Here is a 20,320-nt window from a genome sequence, read left to right on the forward strand (position 1 = left end):
AAAACCGATACTAATGCATCGGTTTTTTTGTTTTCTCCCATAGGCTATGCTAGCCACTTAATTTGGTTAATGTATTGTCTTTATCAAATTCACCAATAATTTTATTAGAACCCATCAAGCCTTTAATTTTATACTTCTCAACAGAGGTTTTATAGCCTTTTGCTTCTAAATAGAATTTTAAAGCCGCTTTGTGGTCTACATCAAAATCAGAAATTAACTGATTAAAAACAGTGAAGATTCTTTCATGTTGATTTTTGGCTGCTTTATCTATAACATCACTTTTAAAAGTAAAAACAATAGCACCCTTTCCATAATCAGCAATATAGTAACCGCTGGCATTCATCATACCAGAAGCAGTTAAGCCTATTAAGTGTAAATCCATATTCGAAGCCTTAAAATTACCTGCCTTTAAAAACTCTATTCCATTATCATCACCATATTTTTTTAGTTTAAAGGCGTGTTGTAATGAATCATTAGCCATATCCGCCTCAATGTTTGCCCAAGCCCAAAGCCAACTTTGGGATGACCTAGAAAAAGAACCAAGAATTTGAAATGGGAAAACAAGATCGTCGCCAAAATTAATTTCGCAATTAATCATATCAAGGCTCCATCTATTTTCACCAATAATTTGTGCAACATCAATCTGTTTATCAAAAGCAATTCCGCCAAACCTTTCAATAAGCTGTTGCTCAGGTTTATTAAAGTGAGGGTATTTCATTGAAACCATTTTACCTGGATTTCTCTCCCTCGCAGAACGAGCAAAAAATTTCCTTAAGAAATTCATCTTGCCAGGCATTAATTGAGTAACGAATGCATCATAACCCAAGCGAATATTATCTTCCGTTACATAAACTCCACTTAAATTATTTTGATTCATATTTTTATATGTTAAAGATTAATTCTTAGCTAGAATTTAGTTTTTAACCGAGTTATCGATTGTTTTTATATTTTAAATGCAATTGAAAGTAAATTATTAAACGTTGATTACAAAACAGATAAATCAAAAATCTGACAAATCATTTATTTGATCAGTACAAAAAAAAACAAGTAACTACTAATCAGTTATTTATATCAGTAATTTTACTTTTTTTATTACACAAAATCTTTTTTTAAAAAGAGCAAATAAATTTTTTATTATTTATAAACAACTCACAAACAAAAAGTTACTATAACTTACTTAAGGATAACAAAAACATTAAAAGAGGAGCGGCAAGCTATGTACTTTTGCATATACTATAGAAAAACCTTTTATTTTCTGTAACCTTTAGTACTTTTTTACGACTAATAAACAACTAAAACTTTAACTATGCTTAGCGTAAAAAATATTGTTAAACAATACGCAAACCATCGTGCGCTCGACGATGTGAGTTTGGAAGTTGAAAAAGGTAAAATCTTCGGTCTTTTAGGACCCAATGGTGCAGGCAAAACTTCTTTAATTAGAATTATAACTCAAATTACCGCTCCTGATAGTGGTGAAGTTATCTTCAATGGTAAAAAACTTAACTCAAATCACATCAATCAAATTGGTTATTTACCAGAAGAACGCGGATTATATAAAAAAATGGAAATTGGCGAACAGGTACTCTACCTCTCAAAACTTAAAGGATTAAACACAGCTGAAGCAACTAAGCGGATAAAATTCTGGTTTGAAAAATTAGATATGGGTAGTTGGTGGAATAAAAAAGTAGAAGATTTAAGTAAGGGCATGCAGCAAAAGGTACAATTTGTTGCAACCATTTTGCACAATCCCGAATTAATTATTCTTGATGAGCCTTTCTCCGGTTTCGACCCTGTAAATGCCGATTTAATAAAAAATGAAATTCTTGAATTAAATGCAAAAGGAACAACTTTTATATTCTCTACGCATAGAATGGAAAGCGTAGAAGAATTGTGTGATAATATTGCTCTTATTGATAAATCTAAAAAGATTTTAGATGGATCCGTAGATGATATTAAAGCAAGTTATAGAAACAATACCTACAGAATTGAATATAAAGGAGAAGCCGATTTTAGTAATTCAAAATTCTTTGATATAATAGAATACACAGAAATTAAAGAAGGTAAAAGTTTAAAATTTAAGCTGAAAGAAGGTAATTCTGTTAACGATGTTTTAGGATTAATGCTTCCTGAAGTGCGTATAAATCATTTGGAAGAGGTTATACCCAGTATGAACGATATTTTTATTGAACGTGTTAAAAAATAAGGTATGAATAAGATTTTACTAATTATAAGAAGAGAATATTTATCAAGGGTTAAAAAAAAATCGTTCATTATAATGACTTTTTTAACGCCGTTAATTATTGCAGGATTTTATGGGCTTATAATTTACTTCTCCATAAAAGGTATTAATGATAAAACCGATACCATTGCTGTAATTAATCAAAATAAAACATTAACTGAAAAGCTAATATCTAATAAAAACATAACATACGATTACGTTGATAAATCATTTGAAAGTTTAAAGAAAAGCCTGACTAGGAGCAAATACGACTATATTTTATATATTCCTGATTTTGATATTGAAACACCAAAAGGCATAGAACTAATTGGAACAAAACAAGCAGGCTTATCTCTTGATGGAAAAATTTCTGATTCTATTGAAGATTTAATCAGAGATTACAAACTCAAAAAATCGGGAATTTCGCAAGCCGATTTGGATAATCTTAAAAGTAAAGTAATTATCGGCACGAAGAAAATTGGTGATAGTGGTAAAGAAGAAAATAGCAGTGCAGGCGCAAGTACAATAATTGCATTCGTTGCAGGTGTGATGATGTTTATGTTTATTATGCTTTATGGTGTACAGGTAATGCGTGGCGTAATTGAAGAAAAAACCAGTAGAATTATAGAAATTATGATTTCGTCTGTTAAACCATTTCAGCTAATGATGGGAAAAATTATCGGAATAGCGATGGTTGGTTTAACTCAATTTTTATTATGGATTATACTTACTTTTTCAATATCAGCCCTAACAGTTAGTGTTTTTGTAAGCAAACAAGATGCGAGAAAAATGATAGCTTCGAGTTCGAAGATTTCGACAGGCAAACCTGGCGCACAACAAATTCAGGCAGCAGCAATAAATGATGGACCGCTAGGAAATGTTCAGAAAAGCCTTGAAAACCTTGATATTGGTAAAATTATCACAGTATTCATTTTTTACTTTTTAGGAGGTTACCTTTTTTACAGCGCGCTATATGCAGCAATTGGCTCAGCAGTAGATAGTGAAACCGAAACGCAGCAGTTTATGATGCCGGTGATGATGCCACTCCTTTTAGGGTATGCACTATCCTTAAGTGTTGTTACAAACGATCCTTATGGGAGCATTGCTTTCTGGCTTTCTATAATTCCATTCACCTCTCCTATCGCTATGGTTGTACGTTTACCTTATGGCGTTCCAGGTTGGGAGTTAGTATTGTCGATGGGAATTCTTATAATTGGTTTCATTGGTACAGTTTGGTTTGCAGCAAGAATTTATCGCGTGGGTATTTTAATGTATGGCAAAAAAGCAAGTTTTAAAGAAATGGTGAAATGGTTTTGGTATAAAAACTAAAATACACAACTCCTGAGCGTAGCAAAAATCACTAAAGATTTTGTAATAAATTATTAGTCAGGTTGTTATATTTTATATTACACGTGGTTTTAACCTGCTTTTTGTAACTTGGTTTTAACAATCTCAACCAAAATATTTTGAAAAAGATTATTATCATTGGTGCAACTTCAGGCATTGGCAAGGCATTAGCAATTCAAATGTCTTCTTTAGGGTATATTGTTGGCATAACTGGTAAAAGACAAATCCTGATAAATGAAATCGAGAATTTAAATCCTGAGAAAATATTTGGTTCCTGCTTTGATATAAATGATGAACTCAATTTAATTGAGAATTTAACTGACTTGATTAATAGACTCGGCGGATTCGACATATTAATTTACAGTGCGGGTTTTGGCGAAATAAATGAAAATCTTGATAATTTAATTGAGCAGGATACCATTAAAACAAATGTTAGTTCATTTACCAATGTTATTACATGGACATTTGATTATTTTAAAAAACAAGGTCATGGTCAAATTGCAGCAATAACTTCTGTTGCCGGTCTTCGGGGTAACGAAAAGGCTCCGGCTTACAGTGCCTCTAAAGCCTATCAAATAAACTATCTCGAAGGTCTATCTAGAAAAGCTAAGAAATTCAAAATACCAATCAACATTCTTGACATAAGACCAGGTTATGTTGATACAGCAATGGCAAAAGGCAATAATTTATTTTGGGTTACACCTGTAAGAAAAGCTGCAAAGCAAATTGTAAAAGCTATTGAGCATAAAGCTGATGTAATATATGTGAGTAAGAGATGGCGATTGTTTGCATGGATATTAAAAATTTTTCCTCGATATTTATTTACAAAAATATAAATATGCGCTTTGCGGTTATTGATTTAGGAACAAATACTTTCCATTTACTTATTGCTGAATCTACAGCTAAGGGTTTTAACATTCTTTATAAAACAAATGTACCAGTAAAATTAGGTGAGGGCAGAATTAATGATAACATTATTATTCCTGCTGCTTTTGAAAGAGGAATAAATACTTTGAAAGATTTTAGTAGTATAATTGAAAAGCACAATGTTGATAAAGTAAAAGCAACTGCAACATCAGCAATTAGAAGTGCAGAAAATGGAAAAGATTTTGTTTCGAAAGCTAAAGAAATCGCAAATATCGATATTGAAATAATTACTGGTGATAAAGAAGCGGGGTTAATTTACAAAGGTGTAAAGTTAAGCGGTGCCATTCAAAATACATCCTTAATTATGGATATTGGTGGCGGAAGCATTGAATTTATACTTTGTGATACAGAAAAGTTAATCTGGAAAAAAAGTTACAACATTGGTGCAGCACGGCTAATGCAACAATATTTTAAGTCAGACCCAATTAGCGATGATGAGAAAAACTTAATTCTTGCAAAGGTTCAAAATCAGCTTATAGATTTGTTCGAAATTTGTGAGCTTCATCAGCCTAAAATGCTAATTGGATCGGCAGGTGCCTTTGAAACTTTTGCAGAACTAATCATTAGAAAAAATAATCATTCTGAAGATATAACAACAGTTAAAACTTACGAATTTAACTTTGATGAATATATAGAAACTACAATAAAATTGATTAACTCAACGCATGATGATAGAGCTGCGATGCCCGGTATGATTCCTTTACGAATTGACATGTGCGTCGTTGCAGCACTTTTGGCAAATTATATCATGGGCAGATTGAAAATCAATCAATTAACTTTATCAAACTATGATTTAAAAATGGGCGTATTGGCTAGCTTGTTGTAAAATTATTAAGATTTCTTTGGCACATACATCATCCTCCCTAAAATCATCGATTGCATCTTTGCTGGATAATAATTTTGTTGCTTTGAGGTATTAAAATTTAATTTTAGTTCCGTAACATAATCAGATTCCTTGATGATTACAACATTTGATTTACGATCGAAGTTATCATTCAGTTTAAACTCGTAGCGACCATTTTTATCAGTTACTGCCGAATAGTTGGTATTCTTAATCTGCAATTTTAATCCCGCAGCAGGTTTATTATCTCCAAAAAAAACATATCCATAAAACACCCGATTAAGTGATGGTTTCTCATCTTTTAAATTGGGTTTTACCTCAGATAATGAAATTGCATTAGGATACTTTACAGGTACAGCAGCATTTACATCCTGAATAAAGATACTGGCTCCAATGGCTAGAACACCTAAATACTTCATCCAATCTCTATTTGCAGGAGCAGCTATCAAATAGTAGTTTAATTGATTAAGTTGATTTTGAGACAATCTTCCGCAAATTTCGGTTTTTGAATTGGCTAGCGTGCTAATAATTTCAGCATTGCTGTAGTTTGAAAAATCTATCACCCATTTATTGCAAGAAACACAAAACTTATCCTGGTTTTGGCTTTCCATCTCGTCCCAATTTTGCAAACATGGTTCTTGTATTTTTACTTCAAATTGTGTGGTTTTCATAATTATTATTTTAAATCATGATGACGCAACTACGGAAATTCCACAAAGTGATGAGTATTAAATAAATTTTTGTAATTCATTATAAAGTTTTTCTGTGGGCAATCCCATTACATTTGTGTAAGAACCATTAATCTTCTCTACAACTACAACGCCCCACCAATCTTGCACACCATAACTTCCTGCTTTATCGTATGGTTTGTAATTATCTATGTAAAAATCAATTTCTTCGCTAGTTACTACTCTGCAAATAACTTCCGTTACATCATAAAAAGAATATAATTTGCTGCCCTTTACAATGGTTACACCTGTATAAACCTCATGTGCTGAGCCAGACAACTTCTGCAACATCTGTTGCGCATGTAATCTATCATTTGGCTTACCCAAAATTTCTCCATCGATTGCAACTATTGTATCGGCAGTTATAACAATTTCATTTTCAGCCTTAAACGATTTAGCCTTTTTTTCTGAAATATAAACCGAAATTTCTGCTGGATTTAAACCTTCTGGATAACTTTCATCAACATCTTTCAATTCGACTTTGAAGTTCAAGCCCATCAACTTTAAAAGTTCTTGCCTGCGTGGAGATTTTGAAGCAAGTATAATTGGTGTATTAAGTAGCATTTTTAAAAATTTCTGCTAAAATAACAAAAGCGACATAAAGCCGCTTTTGTTATTAAAAATATTATTGTATAAAATCGATTATTGGCCGCCACCATTCATACGGGCTTCCATTGCTTTTTTACGTTCTTCTAACATCGTTTTAAAAGCTGGTTTTTGCTCTTCGGTTAACACTGCTTCAATTTTAGTATTGGTTTCAGCATTCATTTTTGTCATTTTTTCTCTCATGCCAGACATATCATCTCCAGCTGCTTCTCTAGCTTTGGTCATTTCTGCATTTTGAGCAGTATAAATCGCCATTACTTTTGTTTTTTGATCTTCAGTAAGTTTTAACTTTTCTACCAATTGATCAGTACTTCTTTTTGCTCTTTCTTCTGGTGTACCGCCCATACGACCGCCACCTTGTTGTGCACTTGCGTATGTTATTACAGAGAATAGCAACGCACAAATCATCATTAATTTTTTCATGTTTTTGTTTTTAGTTGTCTCGAATATTTAGATTTTCATCTATTTATTCTTTTATTGGTTGAATTTTTAGACCTATTTGAATTAAAAAAAGATTAAAAGTTTAATCACAAATTGTAACTTAACTGTTGCAGTTGCAATTAAATGATTTGTAATTAATTAAGAAAAAATTTGTTGTGATCTATTTACCAGAATCGGAAGCACTTGGACTTTCGTCGTGCCACATACCTTGAACTTTCATAACTTTTTCTATGATATCCCGAACGGCGGTTTTACCACCGTTGTAAGGAGAAATGAATTTAGATATTGCTTTAATTTCTTCTACAGCATCAGCAGGGCAAGTTGGTAATCCAACTAATTTCATAACCTTTAAATCAGGGATATCATCTCCCATGTAAAGAACTTCTGAAGCTGCAATAGTCTTATCTGCAATATATTGATTGAATATTTCTACCTTATCCCCTGCAGCCAAAAAAACATCTTTGATGCCTAAATTATGAAAGCGTTTAGCCATCGCAATTCCATCGCCGCCAGAAATAATACAAACGTTATAGCCTAGTTTAACAGCCAATTGCATTGCATAACCATCTTTAATGTTAAAAGTGCGCAACGATTGTCCGTTATCCATAACCTGAACAGACCCATCTGTTAAAACGCCATCAACATCGAAAATAAAAGTTGTTATGTTTTTTAGCTTTTGGAGAAACATGTGCATTGCAAGATATATGTTATTGGGTTATGTTTAGGCGTTATCAGTAATATGTGGTAAGTTATGTGTTATAATTTATCGATTAAAGATTGTAAGATTCTTACTCAAAGTAAACCAAATGTATATATCCATATCTTATCTTCAACAAATCGCAATCAACCTTGATCTCAATCTTAGTCTCAACCTCAATCTTAACCTCAACCTCAATCTTAACCTCAACCTCAATCTTCGCCTCAACCTAATCTTAGCCTCAACCTCAATCTTGACCTCAACCTCAATCTTAGCCTCAACCTCAATCTTGATTATCTCTCCACTCGTAGCACCATGCGGTTTGAATTTGCTCCAAGTGTCCTTCATTACTTTCTTCGCGGGTACCTTTAAAGTTCGGCAATGCCAAAACCCACTCTAATAATTCTGTAAAACGGATTCTGTATATTTTAGTTTCACCAAACTCGTCGCCAAATTTCTCATACAAAGACATTGCGATGTCTTCATAATCGTTCCAATAAAAGGGTAAAGCAAATTTATCGTTATTCATGTTTTTTAAGTTGGAAATTTTTAAAGTTGAAATGTTAAAAAGGTTTTAGTGCTCAATATCTTAAGACTAAAGACATTGGATTTTTTAATGCCCCATAAAATCTGACTGATCAGGAATGGTGACTTCAATATCGCCATCTATAACTACGCACTGGCAACCTAATCGAGAAGTAATTTTTGGTCGAACAGCTCTATCGATGAAATCTTCTTCTTTATCAGAAATTTCTTCAATATTATTCATACCCTTTGTTACGTAAACGTGGCAGGTACTACAACCGCAAACACCACCGCAGTTGTGCTGCAATTCTATTCCGTTATCAAGGCAAACATCTAAAACAGATTCTCCCGCAGCAATAGGTAGTTCTATTGATTCGTGATCTGCTTCTTCAAAATTTATTTTAAGTTTAAAAATGCTCATAATTATTATGCAAAAGTAATAAGACAAGCGGCATTTATACTATTTATGAGATAATTTAATGCTGCTGCTCAAGGTTTGATAAATTTCCTGCAATTCAGGCAGGTCTGCCAGCATTGTTAAATGCTTTTCTATAGTACTTTCATCGCTTCTTACTGCAGGCCCTGTTTGCACATTTTCTGGTAAATCTATTAAAATTTTATCAGCTGTTTCTGCAATTAAAGGCCTGATGATATCAAAATCTAAATCATTAGCGATTAAAATTTGATTTGCCAACGAATATAAATGATTGGTAAAGTTACAGGCAAAAACCGCAGCAAGATGCAATACTTTTCTTTTTTCTCCACCCATTTCATAAACTTTATGGCTTATTTTACGTGCCAGAACTTTCAATATTTCAAGATGCTTAGCATCCGTAGCTTCTAAACAAAGTGGAATTACTGCAAAATTAACCACTTTACTTTTTGAAAATGTTTGCAAAGGATAAAAAACACCTGCATTTTTTAATATTGAAGAAAGTACATTAATATCTGTAGTACCTGATGTATGGACGACGAGGCCATCGATCGTTTTCAAGCTTCCGGCAACTTTCGCTATTGCATCATCCTTAACAGAAATGATATACAAATCAGCGAGCTTATTTATTTTTGAAAGATCATCTACAGGTTCAGCATTTACTTTTTCAGCAAGTAGCTTGGCATTTATTAAACTAGGACTGAATACCTGCACAATCTCTTCGCCTGCAGTTTTTAAAGCACTTGCGAGATGAGTGGCAACATTACCCGAACCTAATAAAACAATCTTCATTATTTTATGCAGTTTTAGCTTCTTTACGTCTTCTAACAATCGACAATAAAAAACCGATAACCATTATAATTGTACCAGCCCAATATAAATTGATGTAAGGAAATTCAATTGCCTTAAATACAATCCAATCTTTTGCCTGCTGTGGTTTTTCAAAAATCTGTAATTCAACCTTTTTCTCATCGGGTAATACTCTTGAGAAACGGAATTTTAAATCCAGCTCATCAACCTTGCGTGCAAAATCGAAAGTATTATTTCCTTTAATTAAGAAAATTGGTTCAGTATTATAAATTTTACCACTAGAATTAATTTCTAATGGCAACCCAACTGCAAAATCACCTTTTGATAAAGCTAAATCTTTAGCCGTTGGCTTATTATTTAAAGCTTTTACAGTTACAATTCCACTTGAGGTGCGAATTGTATCTCCTGCCGAAACCTTTACAATTCGCGGTGCTTTGTAATTTTCATCGTCAGAATGCCCTTCATGATCATCATGATCAGTTTTCTTTATTGCAGCACTGGTAATGTGTGTATACACATCGTAAGTTAAATAATGCTTTGTATCAGGTGAAGCAATTAAGCCCATCTTTTCATTATCCTGAACGTGAGGGTGCAAATTAAAATCTTCTTTTAGCTTCCCTTCGTCATTATAAACTTTAAAATTGAGTTCGTAAATGGTATTTGGAGCCTGAGTAGTATCACTTACATAAGTTACAGTATACTTACCCATTTTTTTAGGCTCGTTTTTATATAACATAATATTTTCACCAGGCTTTTCAGTTTTTTCGAAATCCTTAACCGGAATAAAATTATTTGCGTTAATAGAGATTGGTTTATTTGTAGCCGCTGAAATTAAAGCACCTAAAATTAAAAATGCAAACCCAATGTGCGCAATTGCAGAACCTGCAAGTTTTGCCTTACCACCAAAAGCCTGATACAGAACATTTGAATTTGATATTATTGCAAACAGGCAACTGAAAGTCATCAAAATATACATTGTGTTGGTATAAATACCTGTAACATATACTAAAGCACCTGTTAAAACAATTGCGAATAAAATAGCAGAAACCAAGCTGCTGTAAAATTTTCTTGGATCGGTACGTTTATATTTTAAGTATTGAGAAAAGCCGGAAATTAACGTAATTAACACGGCAAAAGGCGCTTGCCATTGATTATAATATTTTACTGCATCTATTGGTGGAGAAAATTTAGTTCCGAAGGCTTTATTAAATACAGGTACCGATGTAGAAAATATGACCTGAATACAGGCAATGGTTACAACCAGTGCGCCAATAAACATCCAGAATTCGCGAGAATAAGTTTCTTCATCTTTAGTTGTGATGGGTAATTCTTTCCACCTTTTAACGATTAAGTAAATCGCTAAAACTGCAAAAACAACGTTATACAATATCAAGTGTCCAAACATACCCATATCGGTAAATGAGTGAACAGATGTATCGCCTAAAATTCCACTTCTGGTTAAAAATGATGCATAAAGCACTAAAAGAAAACTTAAGAAAACTAATGCAATTGCTGTGAAATAAGCATGGCCAGTATTTTTATAAGCAATCATCACGTGAACGGCTCCGATTAAGGTTAACCATGGAATTAATGATGCATTTTCTACAGGATCCCAAGCCCAGAAACCACCAAAATTTAGTGCTTCATATGCCCAGAAAGAACCCATTATAATTCCTGTTCCTAAAACCATAACCGCAAAAAGCGTCCAAGGCATAGCAGGTTTAATCCATTCCTTATATCTTTTTTGCCATAGTCCTGCTATTCCGTAAGCAAACGGAACAACCATACTGGCAAAACCTAAGAAGAGTGTTGGCGGATGAATAACCATCCAATAATTTTGCAACAGTGGGTTTAATCCTCTGCCATCGGTAATAAACTTCAAATAATTTGCAAAGTTTTCAGGGTTGGCGAAAACAACAGGAGCCATCGATTTTAAATCAAGAGAATCTCTCAAAAGAATAAATGGAGAACTTCCAATACGCTCGCCAAAAATTTCTACTCCCAACATCATTGAAGTTAAAAACACCTGCGAGAATGCCACGACAGTCATAACCGGGCGTTCCCATGTTTTTGCTTTCCAAATTAATAGCGCACCTAAAAAAGATTGCCAGAAAGCCCAAAGCCAGAAACTACCTTCCTGCCCTTCCCAAAAGGCAGAAACAATATAATAAATGGGCAATTCTTTTGATGAGTGCCAATAAACGTAACTATATTCGTTGTAGTGGCCAAGAATCAGGTAAAAAAGTGTTACACCAATACCGATAATACTCACCCAGTTTACAAGAAATCCAATTCGACCGAGGTTACGCCATGATTTATCTTCTAAATTTTTTTCGCGACTGGCATAAAAATATGCAATAGTTGAAAGTAACGATGCACTAAACGCCAACACAATAAAAAACTGTCCGATTTTACCCGGCAACAGGTTTTCGCCTACAAATTGAATATCCATTAAATTTTTATATTTTTTTCTCGCCGTACTTTCCTACTTCATCAACCTTACCATCTTTATTTATTTCGACGAGGTTATCATTATATTTAGAAGGGCATTTCATTAAAATTTTTGAAGCGTAGAATTTGTCTTTATCCATTTTACCGATAAGAACCAGTTTTTCTGATTTTTCGAAATCTTGGGGTTTTGTTCCACTGTAAATTACTTCACGAATTTCTCCTTTTTCATCTTTCATGTGGAACGAAAAATGATTTGCATCTTTAACAGCATCATAATAAGTACCTTGAGATTTATCCCAATAACCCATTACATGTTCTTCTTTTTCGGAAGCAGATGCTTCTTTAAAATTTGAATAAGTATCAGTATTCGCATTTAAGCTAAATAAAATTCCTATTGAAATCGCAATTGTAATTAGTCCTATTATAGCACTTTTTTTCATTTCTTATATTGATTTAAAAGCTGGAAACAAAGATAGAAAAATAGGCTTAGCGAACATTCTTTTACATTTTTCTTGTCTTTATATTGACAATTAGCTGATTGTTCAACAGATATAAAAATGATTATCTAAACTATTTATAACTGTTCTAAATATTTTATCGAATATGCCGTCAATACTATAAAAAACCGCAGTTAAATTATTATGTTTGATGCGTTAAATAATCATTTTCTGTTTTACATCCCAGTAAAAATTTAATTGAACTAATATGAACCTTAAACAGTTCTACAAGCTTTTGTTATTTATAGTTTTAATACCAATATTAAGCTCTTGTTTTGAAGTTGTTGAAGAAATTTCTCTAAGAAACGATGGAACTGGTGATGTTGCACTTACCATAAACCTTAGCCAGAGTAAAACGAAAGTAGCATCGATAATGCTCTTAGATAGTGTTCAAGGCTACAAAGTACCCAGCAAATTGAAAATTCAGCAAGAGCTAAGCGAAGCGGTTGCATATCTCAAAAAATCGCAAGGAATTTCGAATGTAAAAAGTACCAGCGACTTTAATAACTACATTGCTACAATTAGCTTTTCATTTAAAGATGTTTCTAATATCAACAATATCACTAAAAATATCTTAACTCAGCAAAAAATAAAGGCTACCAATACCTCCTCTTACAGTTATATTAAAACTACAAAAACTTTTATCAGAAAGTACCAGGCGCTAAGTACAACAAAAACAGAATTTAATAAATTAAAAAGTAAAGACAAAGCTGTTTTTAATGGTGCAACTTATACCAGCATATATCGTTTTGAATCACCGGTAACAAACACAACCAATCCTGCATCTAACTTATCAAAATCTAAAAAAGCTGTGATGCTGAAAAGTAGCATTATGGATTTAATAAATGGAAAAATTAATGTTTCCAATCAAATACAACTATCTAAATAAAATGAAAAAAATTCTAATTGCAATCACTCTCCTATTTTTGGTCAAGCTAAATTATGCTCAGGACTTAGTGAAGAAAATTCCATCCAATGCCTTTACAGTTGCTACCATTAAAGGTGACAACGTTTTCAAGTTGATGTTTGTAAAAGATTTTAACGAATCTTTTGTAGGCAAAAAACTACTTACCGAAACTTCAAAATCGCTCGATAAAAATTTTACAAGTATTGAAGATTTTGGTATCAATCTAGAGAAAAACATGTACTACTTCAATCAATTAAGCGACAGTATTACATACAACTGTTTTCTTATCCCTTTAAAAGATGCCGCAAAATTCGAAAACCTGATAAATGATAAAGACAAGAAGTTTAAAACCGAAGGCGATATCAGAACAATGGTTTTACCCGATAGCCTAAGCATTATTAAGTGGAACAACAGTATGATGTATTTTGTTACCGGAAGCATTAAAACTTCATTTTTTGCTGATTCTGCAAAATCAGCTCTTTATGGAATTAAAGATGTCGGCTATGGTTCTCAATGGAATAATGATACAATTATAGACAGTACCGCTGTTGTTACTCCCGTAGCTGTAGATTCAACATACATGGCTACGCCAGAACCAATGGACGGACAAGGGTTTGATCCCCCCTTAGTTAAAGTTAAAATTCAGAAAAAAACTCCTATTAAAAAGATAACGACAAAAAAGAACATTAGCAAGAAAAAATCGACGAAGAGAAAAGTTATTGTAAAACCCAAAAAAAATAAAGCAGTAGAAGAAGAGTTAGTTGCTAATAGTGTCGTTATAACAGAACCTGATTCAACATATATGGTAACTCCTCCTTCTTCAGCATACGGTGATGAAATGTACGATGGTTACCAAAAAGAGCGGGCTGAACAAGATGCCAAGAAAAAACAATTGGCTTTTGTTTGGATGACAGCACAAGCCGATAAAATTTTTAATTCAAATTACGAATCAATTGAGAGTAATAAATCGTACACCACAAGTTTAGATAGCAAAGCCATTGCAGAGCTATGGGTTTCAAGTCTGCAAGATGTTTACAACTCCATAGCACCAGAATTTGGCACCTATGGCAAAACTGGTTTAATGAAAGGCTATGGAAGCTTAAACGCTAAGCTTTTTATGGATAAGACAAGTTTCCGCATTTCTACGGGATTAGAATTGGCAAAAGACCAAGCAGATGCCTACAAAAAAATTATGAACAGAAAGTTGAACAAAAACTTTTTGAAATACATCGACAGTGAAAAAGCAATTGGTTTTATGGGCTATTCTATCGATACCAAAGCTTATCTGGAAGAATTTCCTAAACTAATGAAACAAACTTATGGCGCTTTTCTTGGTGCTAGAATGGACGAAGAAATTGAATTAGGAACGGATTTATTTTCACTTTTATTGGATGAAGAAGCTGTTAGCAAAGTAGTTAAAGGTGATGCTTTGTTTGTTATAAATGGGTTAAATAGTAAAGAAGTTACTTACACAAGCTATGAATACGATGATGATTATAACCGTAAAGAGGTAACTAAAACCAAGAAAGAAACATTACCAGATTTCTTATTCATGTTTTCATCAGAAGACAACCGTTTAATGAATAAGTTAATCAAGTACGGAATCAATAAAAACTATGTAACCGTTAATAATAACATTTATAAAATAGAGGAAAAGAAAAGTCCGATTGATATTTACTTTATGATAAAAGATGGGATTGTATTTTTCGGAAATTCTATAACTGAATTGGAAAGCATCAGCAACGGTAGTTTCAACACGTCGATAAGCAAAACACATAAAACACTTTTAGCCAAAAACAATTTTAGCTTTTTATTCAATGCAAAAAACTTAGTGGGCAAAGTACCAAATGAAGAAATTGGTGGTGAGGAAACAGCTAAAAAGTTTAACGAAACCTTAGGTAAAATGGGTAACATATACATGAAATCGAACCCAATTAAAGGAAATATTGTATCTGCAGATATAAGCGCAGAAATACCAAACGGCCATGAGAATGCATTGAAATATTTATTTTCATTGATAGAAAATGCTTCCAAATAATTCAATAATTAACCACAGATAAAAGGGATGAGCACAGATTTTAAATGTTTAGAATCTGTGTTTTGTAAAAATATGTGTTAAAAATAAACCATGAAGAAATTTTTAAAAATAATGGCAGTGATAGTTTTATCGCTGCTTATTTTTTTTGTAGTCACTTTTAAATACCGGCAATACAAAGCCAACGTTGTCTCTATTCCTAAAAATGCTACTTCTTTGGTTAAAATTAGTGTTGATGAAATTTACAAGAGTGTGGCAGCAAATATGATTTCAAACCTTAGTTTCTATCTAAAATCGGATGGAATAAATAAAATAAACAAAAATTCAAAATTCGATTTAGGTTTAAAAATACCAGCCAGTATTTACCTTTATACTATCGCAGATAAACCTAAAACAGCCCTATTTTCCAAATTAGCCATTAATGATTTTCAAGAATTTTCCAATTTCTTAAAAAATAACTTAAAACTAAATATCACCAAAACATCGGGATTGAACTTAGCAACAAACAACCTGAAAAATTTTACTATACTTTTTAATGAAGAGTATGCAGCCATAGCTTTCTCTACACAAATAGATGAATTTGAACCTATTTTAATTGATATATTAAATGAAAAGGATTTTATCAAAGTTGGAGACAGCAGATTTAATACGCTAAAAAGTGCTACAAACCATATTGCTTACGCGGCAAAAGAATTAACGGGTTCGGTTGATTTTGAAGATGGCGCAATAAACTTTATACATGAGTTTTCATCTAAGGGAATTGTACAAACTACTACACCAGCGCAGATGCCGTTTAATGAAACCAGTGCAATCAAATTTTATATAAATGCAGATTTTAAAGCAGATAATGATAAAACTTTAAAGCTCAAGAATTTCAATTTACAGCGAGATAGTTTATTGAAGTATTATAGAGGACGTTTAGATTTTGAGTGGATAAACTCCACCCAACAAACTGATTCGGTGATTACTTATGAATACAACGATGATTTTGAAAAGGTTGAAAAAGTAACCATGCAAAAACGAGATGTTCCGAATATTCTTTTGAGTATTGATGCCGATGCAAACGGATTAAAAAAATATTTAAGCCAGCAAAACATCATTAACACAGATAGTGGATTGGTGAACAAAGCAATCTTTCCACTCTACAAAGTATTCATTGGTGGCGATGATAAACAACTTGTTTTCGCTACTAAAAAACCTGAACCAGTCAACAACAAAAAAATTGCTACAGATAATTTCGCTTCATTAATGGTCGATTTTATTAAATTGAATAAGCAAAATAACATTCCGATTTTCAGCAATTATACCAAAAATTTAACTCAATTGAACGCCAATGGAAAATTTACAGGTAATGATAAAATAAAGGTAGATGGTAAACTTGAATTGGTTAACAAAAACATCAATGCTCTTTATCAATTATTAAAAAACTTTTAGGTAGGATTTAAATCACTACATAAATCGAATTTCTTAATATATTTATAATAAACATTTCTCGAACTATACTAACCAATACTACTTAGAATGTTGCACGATAATCTTATTTTAATTCTCATTTTATTACTCGGCGTAACCCTTTTGGTTATGGTGGGTCAAAAATTGAGAATTTCCTATCCCATATTTCTTGTAATTTCTGGTCTAATCATTGGTTTCATTCCAGGAATTCCACACATTACAATAGACCCCGAGATTGTTTTTTTATTGTTTTTACCGCCATTGCTTTATGAATCTGCATGGTTTACCTCATGGAAAAATTTTTGGGAATACAAAGGTGCTATCTTTTTAATGGCTGTTGGATTGGTATTTATTACTTCAGTTGCTGTTGCATATGCGTCTGTAGCTTTTATTCCTGGTTTTACTTTAGCACTCGGATTTTTATTGGGTGGGATTATTTCGCCACCTGATGCAGTAGCAGCCGCAGCTGTGCTTAAGGGCGTAAAAATTCCAAAAATGGTTACGGCACTTTTAGAGGGTGAAAGTTTAGTTAATGATGCATCCAGTTTAATTGTATTTAAGTTTGCTTTGGCAACTGTTGTTACCGGAACCTTCGTAATGCAAATTGCTATGGTAGATTTTTTAACGGTTGCAATAGGCGGTATTGTAGTTGGTTTGGCAATTGGAGGAATATTTTACGTAATACATCGTTGGTTACCAACTACAGAAAACATTGATACTGTACTTACCTTACTTACACCATATTTCATGTACATTGTTGCCGAACATTTTAAAACATCGGGAGTAATGGCTGTAGTTTCCGGAGGTTTATTGCTTTCTAGCCAATCTCATATAATTCTAACTTCAAATTCGCGGGTAAAAGCAGTATCCGTTTGGTCTGCGATTACATTTATGCTAAACGGTGTTGTGTTTATTTTAATCGGCTTGGCATTACCAGATATTGTAAATGGTTTAGGCGCCGAATATCCAATTTCAAAAGCGATTGGTTATGGTATTGGAATTACGTTCTTGGCATTGCTCGTACGCTTTTTATGGCTATTTTCAACGGCTAGAATTACTAGTTTTTTTAATAAGAAAACCAGGGTTCGCTACCAAGGTATGACTTGGCACTCTTCCATGGTAATTGTTTACGCAGGCATGCGGGGTGTGGTTTCTTTGGCTGCTGCGCTTTCCATTCCGGTGATGATTTCAGGGCAGATTCCATTTCCACTAAGAAACCTTATTCTTTTCATCACTTTTGTTGTCATATTTATTACGCTTGTGCTTCAGGGATTAACCTTGCCATTGGTTGTGAAATTATTGAAAATACCTGAAATGAAACATAAGCTTAGTGAGCAGGAACAGACGAATCAAATTAAGCTGAAACTTATCGACCTTTCATTAGATAAACTAAAAGCCGACTATCAATATCAATGTACGCACAATGAATTGATGGTTAACTTAAAATCTGAACTTCAACATTCGCTTGCCGAGAAAAAAGACACCATACAAGCATTTAAAAAAGGGGATATTGATAAGCAGGATTTAAAAGCTTACCATGAAATTATGGTTGATTTAATTAAAGTTCAGCGTGATGAACTACACCATTTGAAAAGTAATAAAGATTTTGATGATGACATTATTAGAAAAGAAGAATGGCGTCTCGATTTAGAGGAATTAAGCATTACATCTTCAGATTAATTTAGCTCAATAACTTTCAGCCATTTACTTTGACTTAGGAAACATGCTAAACAAAACCTTGTACCTAAACCCGATTGAAATGAAAAGCCCCAATATTTTATTGGTCTTGTAATGAAAAGCGGGGCCAACCCACCCCTATTAAAACAGGACCGTTCATTTCCAAAAAAAAATCCTTGCAGACTTTACATCTACAAGGATTTTATTATTTATCTATTGAGGGGAAAAGCCTTAAACCTTTCACCTTTATTCCTTCAACCTTATTAAGGCCAAACACCTAAATTCATATAAGAAACGGCAATTTTATCAATTGAATTAACAAAAGCAGCTGTTCTCAAAGTTTGAGTTGCAGGTTTAATTTTCAATGTTTCACGAATTTCATGGTAAGAATGAATCATAGTATCTTCTAAACCTGAGTTTACCAATTCCATTTCCGAAGCGCCTTTAACAATCATTAAGCGATGCTCTGGAAGAATTGTTTTACCCGTTAAGTTTTCTAAAGTAGCAATTAAGTTGGCGTTTGAATTGGCCGCATAACGGTTTTCCATACGCCCGAATGCTACGTGCGAAAGGTTTTTTAACCATTCAAAATATGAAACCGTAACACCACCGGCATTGCAATACATATCAGGAATAATGATACCACCCATTTCGGTAAAAATTGCTTCCGCTTCTGGAGTTGTTGGTCCGTTTGCCCCTTCGGCAATAATTTTTGCTTTTATGTTACGTATATTAAGTTCTGTAAACTGATTTTCTAAAGCCGCCGGAACTAAAATATCGCATTCTTGCTCTAAACCCTCCATCGAGTTTTTAAAATCCGTAGCACCAGGGAATCCTAAAATTGAGCCTGTATTTTTGCGGTGTGCAAAAACCTCATCAACATTTAAGCCGTTGGAATTATAAATTGCACCCTCAAACTCACAAAGACCAACTATGGTTGCACCAAATTCAGCAAGAAATTTTGCAGAGTGATAACCCACATTACCCAAACCTTGAACAATTACTCTTTTATCACCTAAGCCAGCTTTTAAGCCTATTTTTGCCATATCTTCAACAACATCTACACATTCGCGTACTGCATAAGCAACACCGCGGCCAGTAGCTTCTTTTCGTCCGCGGATACCATGTAAAGCTATTGGTTTACCGGTTACACAACCTAAAGCATCCAGCTGACCAGGATTCATGGTCATGTAAGTATCTGCAATCCAGCTCATTTCTCGTTCACCAGAACCATAATCAGGTGCAGGAACATCGATACCAGGACCGATAAAGTTTTTCTTAATTAATTCTGTTGTATAACGACGAGTAATGGTTTCTAACTCGGCAACACTATATTGTTTAGTATTGATTTTGATACCACCTTTTGCACCGCCGAAAGGGACATTTACGATGGCACATTTGTATGTCATTAAAGCTGCAAGCGCCATAACTTCATCTTCATTAACCATTTCGCTGTAGCGAATACCACCTTTTGTTGGACTCATGTGATGCGAGTGTTCTACACGCCATGCATCAATAACTTCAAAACCGTTTCCGCGGCGAATTGGAAATTGGAAACGATACACACTGTTACACGCTTTAATCTGGTTCAATAAACCCTCCGGATGATTGGTGAATTGAGCCGCACTGTCAAAGTTCTTGCATACATCTGCAAAAAACTTGTTCTCGTCTGCTAGATTAGCCATTATTTATTTTTTATGAATTTAGTATGCCGCAAAATTGCCTAAA

At 33.4% G+C, this 20,320-nt stretch carries 19 protein-coding genes; 8 read left to right on the top strand and 11 right to left on the bottom strand.

Going from position 1 to position 20,320, the window contains the following annotated elements:
- Window positions 1–49: 49 nt before the first annotated feature.
- Window positions 50–877 carry a DUF6882 domain-containing protein gene (locus IEV50_RS05200; RefSeq protein ID WP_188412179.1) on the bottom strand — a complete coding sequence of 276 codons (828 nt, stop codon included), beginning with the start codon at window positions 875–877 and terminating at the stop codon, window positions 50–52.
- 429 nt (window positions 878–1,306) lie between these two features.
- Between IEV50_RS05200 and IEV50_RS05205 the strand changes: the two genes are divergently transcribed.
- From IEV50_RS05205 to IEV50_RS05220, 4 genes are all read left to right on the top strand, one after another.
- Window positions 1,307–2,203, top strand: a complete 897-nt coding sequence (locus IEV50_RS05205) for an ABC transporter ATP-binding protein (RefSeq protein ID WP_188412180.1) — start codon at window positions 1,307–1,309, stop codon at window positions 2,201–2,203.
- A gap of 3 nt (window positions 2,204–2,206) precedes the next feature.
- Window positions 2,207–3,547, top strand: a complete 1,341-nt coding sequence (locus tag IEV50_RS05210) for an ABC transporter permease (RefSeq protein WP_188412181.1) — start codon at window positions 2,207–2,209, stop codon at window positions 3,545–3,547.
- 137 nt (window positions 3,548–3,684) lie between these two features.
- Window positions 3,685–4,401 carry an SDR family NAD(P)-dependent oxidoreductase gene (locus IEV50_RS05215; RefSeq protein ID WP_188412182.1) on the top strand — a complete coding sequence of 239 codons (717 nt, stop codon included), beginning with the start codon at window positions 3,685–3,687 and terminating at the stop codon, window positions 4,399–4,401.
- A gap of 2 nt (window positions 4,402–4,403) precedes the next feature.
- The gene (locus tag IEV50_RS05220; protein ID WP_188412183.1) at window positions 4,404–5,318 is read left to right on the top strand and encodes a Ppx/GppA phosphatase family protein; all 915 of its coding nucleotides are present in this window, start codon (window positions 4,404–4,406) and stop codon (window positions 5,316–5,318) included.
- Between the two features lie 5 nt (window positions 5,319–5,323).
- Here IEV50_RS05220 and IEV50_RS05225 read toward each other — a convergent pair whose 3' ends face one another.
- The 9 genes from IEV50_RS05225 to IEV50_RS05265 form a co-directional block, all read right to left on the bottom strand.
- On the bottom strand, window positions 5,324–6,004 hold the full coding sequence (locus IEV50_RS05225) for a peptidase associated/transthyretin-like domain-containing protein (protein ID WP_188412184.1): 681 nt from the start codon (window positions 6,002–6,004) through the stop codon (window positions 5,324–5,326).
- Between the two features lie 57 nt (window positions 6,005–6,061).
- A complete protein-coding gene (locus tag IEV50_RS05230) occupies window positions 6,062–6,625 on the bottom strand; it encodes a Maf family protein (RefSeq protein WP_188412185.1) in 564 nt (187 codons plus the stop codon).
- Window positions 6,626–6,703: 78 nt separating this feature from the next.
- Window positions 6,704–7,090, bottom strand: a complete 387-nt coding sequence (locus IEV50_RS05235; protein WP_188412186.1) for a DUF4890 domain-containing protein — start codon at window positions 7,088–7,090, stop codon at window positions 6,704–6,706.
- Window positions 7,091–7,268: 178 nt separating this feature from the next.
- On the bottom strand, window positions 7,269–7,802 hold the full coding sequence (locus IEV50_RS05240) for a KdsC family phosphatase (protein ID WP_308785471.1): 534 nt from the start codon (window positions 7,800–7,802) through the stop codon (window positions 7,269–7,271).
- Window positions 7,803–8,088: 286 nt separating this feature from the next.
- Entirely contained in the window at window positions 8,089–8,334 is a 246-nt protein-coding gene (gene iscX / locus IEV50_RS05245; protein ID WP_188412187.1) for a Fe-S cluster assembly protein IscX, read from the bottom strand.
- An 84-nt stretch (window positions 8,335–8,418) separates the two neighbouring features.
- Entirely contained in the window at window positions 8,419–8,751 is a 333-nt protein-coding gene (locus IEV50_RS05250) for a 2Fe-2S iron-sulfur cluster-binding protein (RefSeq protein ID WP_188412188.1), read from the bottom strand.
- A gap of 39 nt (window positions 8,752–8,790) precedes the next feature.
- Entirely contained in the window at window positions 8,791–9,555 is a 765-nt protein-coding gene (locus IEV50_RS05255) for a Rossmann-like and DUF2520 domain-containing protein (protein ID WP_188412189.1), read from the bottom strand.
- A 4-nt stretch (window positions 9,556–9,559) separates the two neighbouring features.
- Window positions 9,560–12,025, bottom strand: coding sequence for a heme lyase CcmF/NrfE family subunit (locus IEV50_RS05260; protein ID WP_188412190.1), 2,466 nt, complete (start codon window positions 12,023–12,025; stop codon window positions 9,560–9,562).
- 7 nt (window positions 12,026–12,032) lie between these two features.
- On the bottom strand, window positions 12,033–12,464 hold the full coding sequence (locus tag IEV50_RS05265; protein ID WP_188412191.1) for a cytochrome c maturation protein CcmE domain-containing protein: 432 nt from the start codon (window positions 12,462–12,464) through the stop codon (window positions 12,033–12,035).
- Window positions 12,465–12,729: 265 nt separating this feature from the next.
- Here IEV50_RS05265 and IEV50_RS05270 point away from each other — a divergent pair, with 265 nt between their 5' ends.
- From IEV50_RS05270 to IEV50_RS05285, 4 genes are all read left to right on the top strand, one after another.
- Window positions 12,730–13,410 carry a hypothetical protein gene (locus IEV50_RS05270; protein ID WP_188412192.1) on the top strand — a complete coding sequence of 227 codons (681 nt, stop codon included), beginning with the start codon at window positions 12,730–12,732 and terminating at the stop codon, window positions 13,408–13,410.
- A 1-nt stretch (window position 13,411) separates the two neighbouring features.
- Window positions 13,412–15,466 carry a hypothetical protein gene (locus IEV50_RS05275; RefSeq protein ID WP_188412193.1) on the top strand — a complete coding sequence of 685 codons (2,055 nt, stop codon included), beginning with the start codon at window positions 13,412–13,414 and terminating at the stop codon, window positions 15,464–15,466.
- A gap of 90 nt (window positions 15,467–15,556) precedes the next feature.
- A complete protein-coding gene (locus IEV50_RS05280) occupies window positions 15,557–16,897 on the top strand; it encodes a hypothetical protein (RefSeq protein WP_188412194.1) in 1,341 nt (446 codons plus the stop codon).
- A gap of 87 nt (window positions 16,898–16,984) precedes the next feature.
- Window positions 16,985–18,595, top strand: coding sequence for a Na+/H+ antiporter (locus IEV50_RS05285; protein ID WP_188412195.1), 1,611 nt, complete (start codon window positions 16,985–16,987; stop codon window positions 18,593–18,595).
- Between the two features lie 260 nt (window positions 18,596–18,855).
- Here the strand turns inward: IEV50_RS05285 and IEV50_RS05290 are convergent, their stop codons facing one another.
- Window positions 18,856–20,277 carry a Glu/Leu/Phe/Val family dehydrogenase gene (locus IEV50_RS05290; protein ID WP_188412196.1) on the bottom strand — a complete coding sequence of 474 codons (1,422 nt, stop codon included), beginning with the start codon at window positions 20,275–20,277 and terminating at the stop codon, window positions 18,856–18,858.
- Window positions 20,278–20,320: the final 43 nt, after the last annotated feature.

Origin of the sequence: Pedobacter mendelii, from assembly GCF_014635725.1 — a bacterium.
GTDB classification, from domain to species: Bacteria; Bacteroidota; Bacteroidia; order Sphingobacteriales; family Sphingobacteriaceae; genus Pedobacter; species Pedobacter mendelii.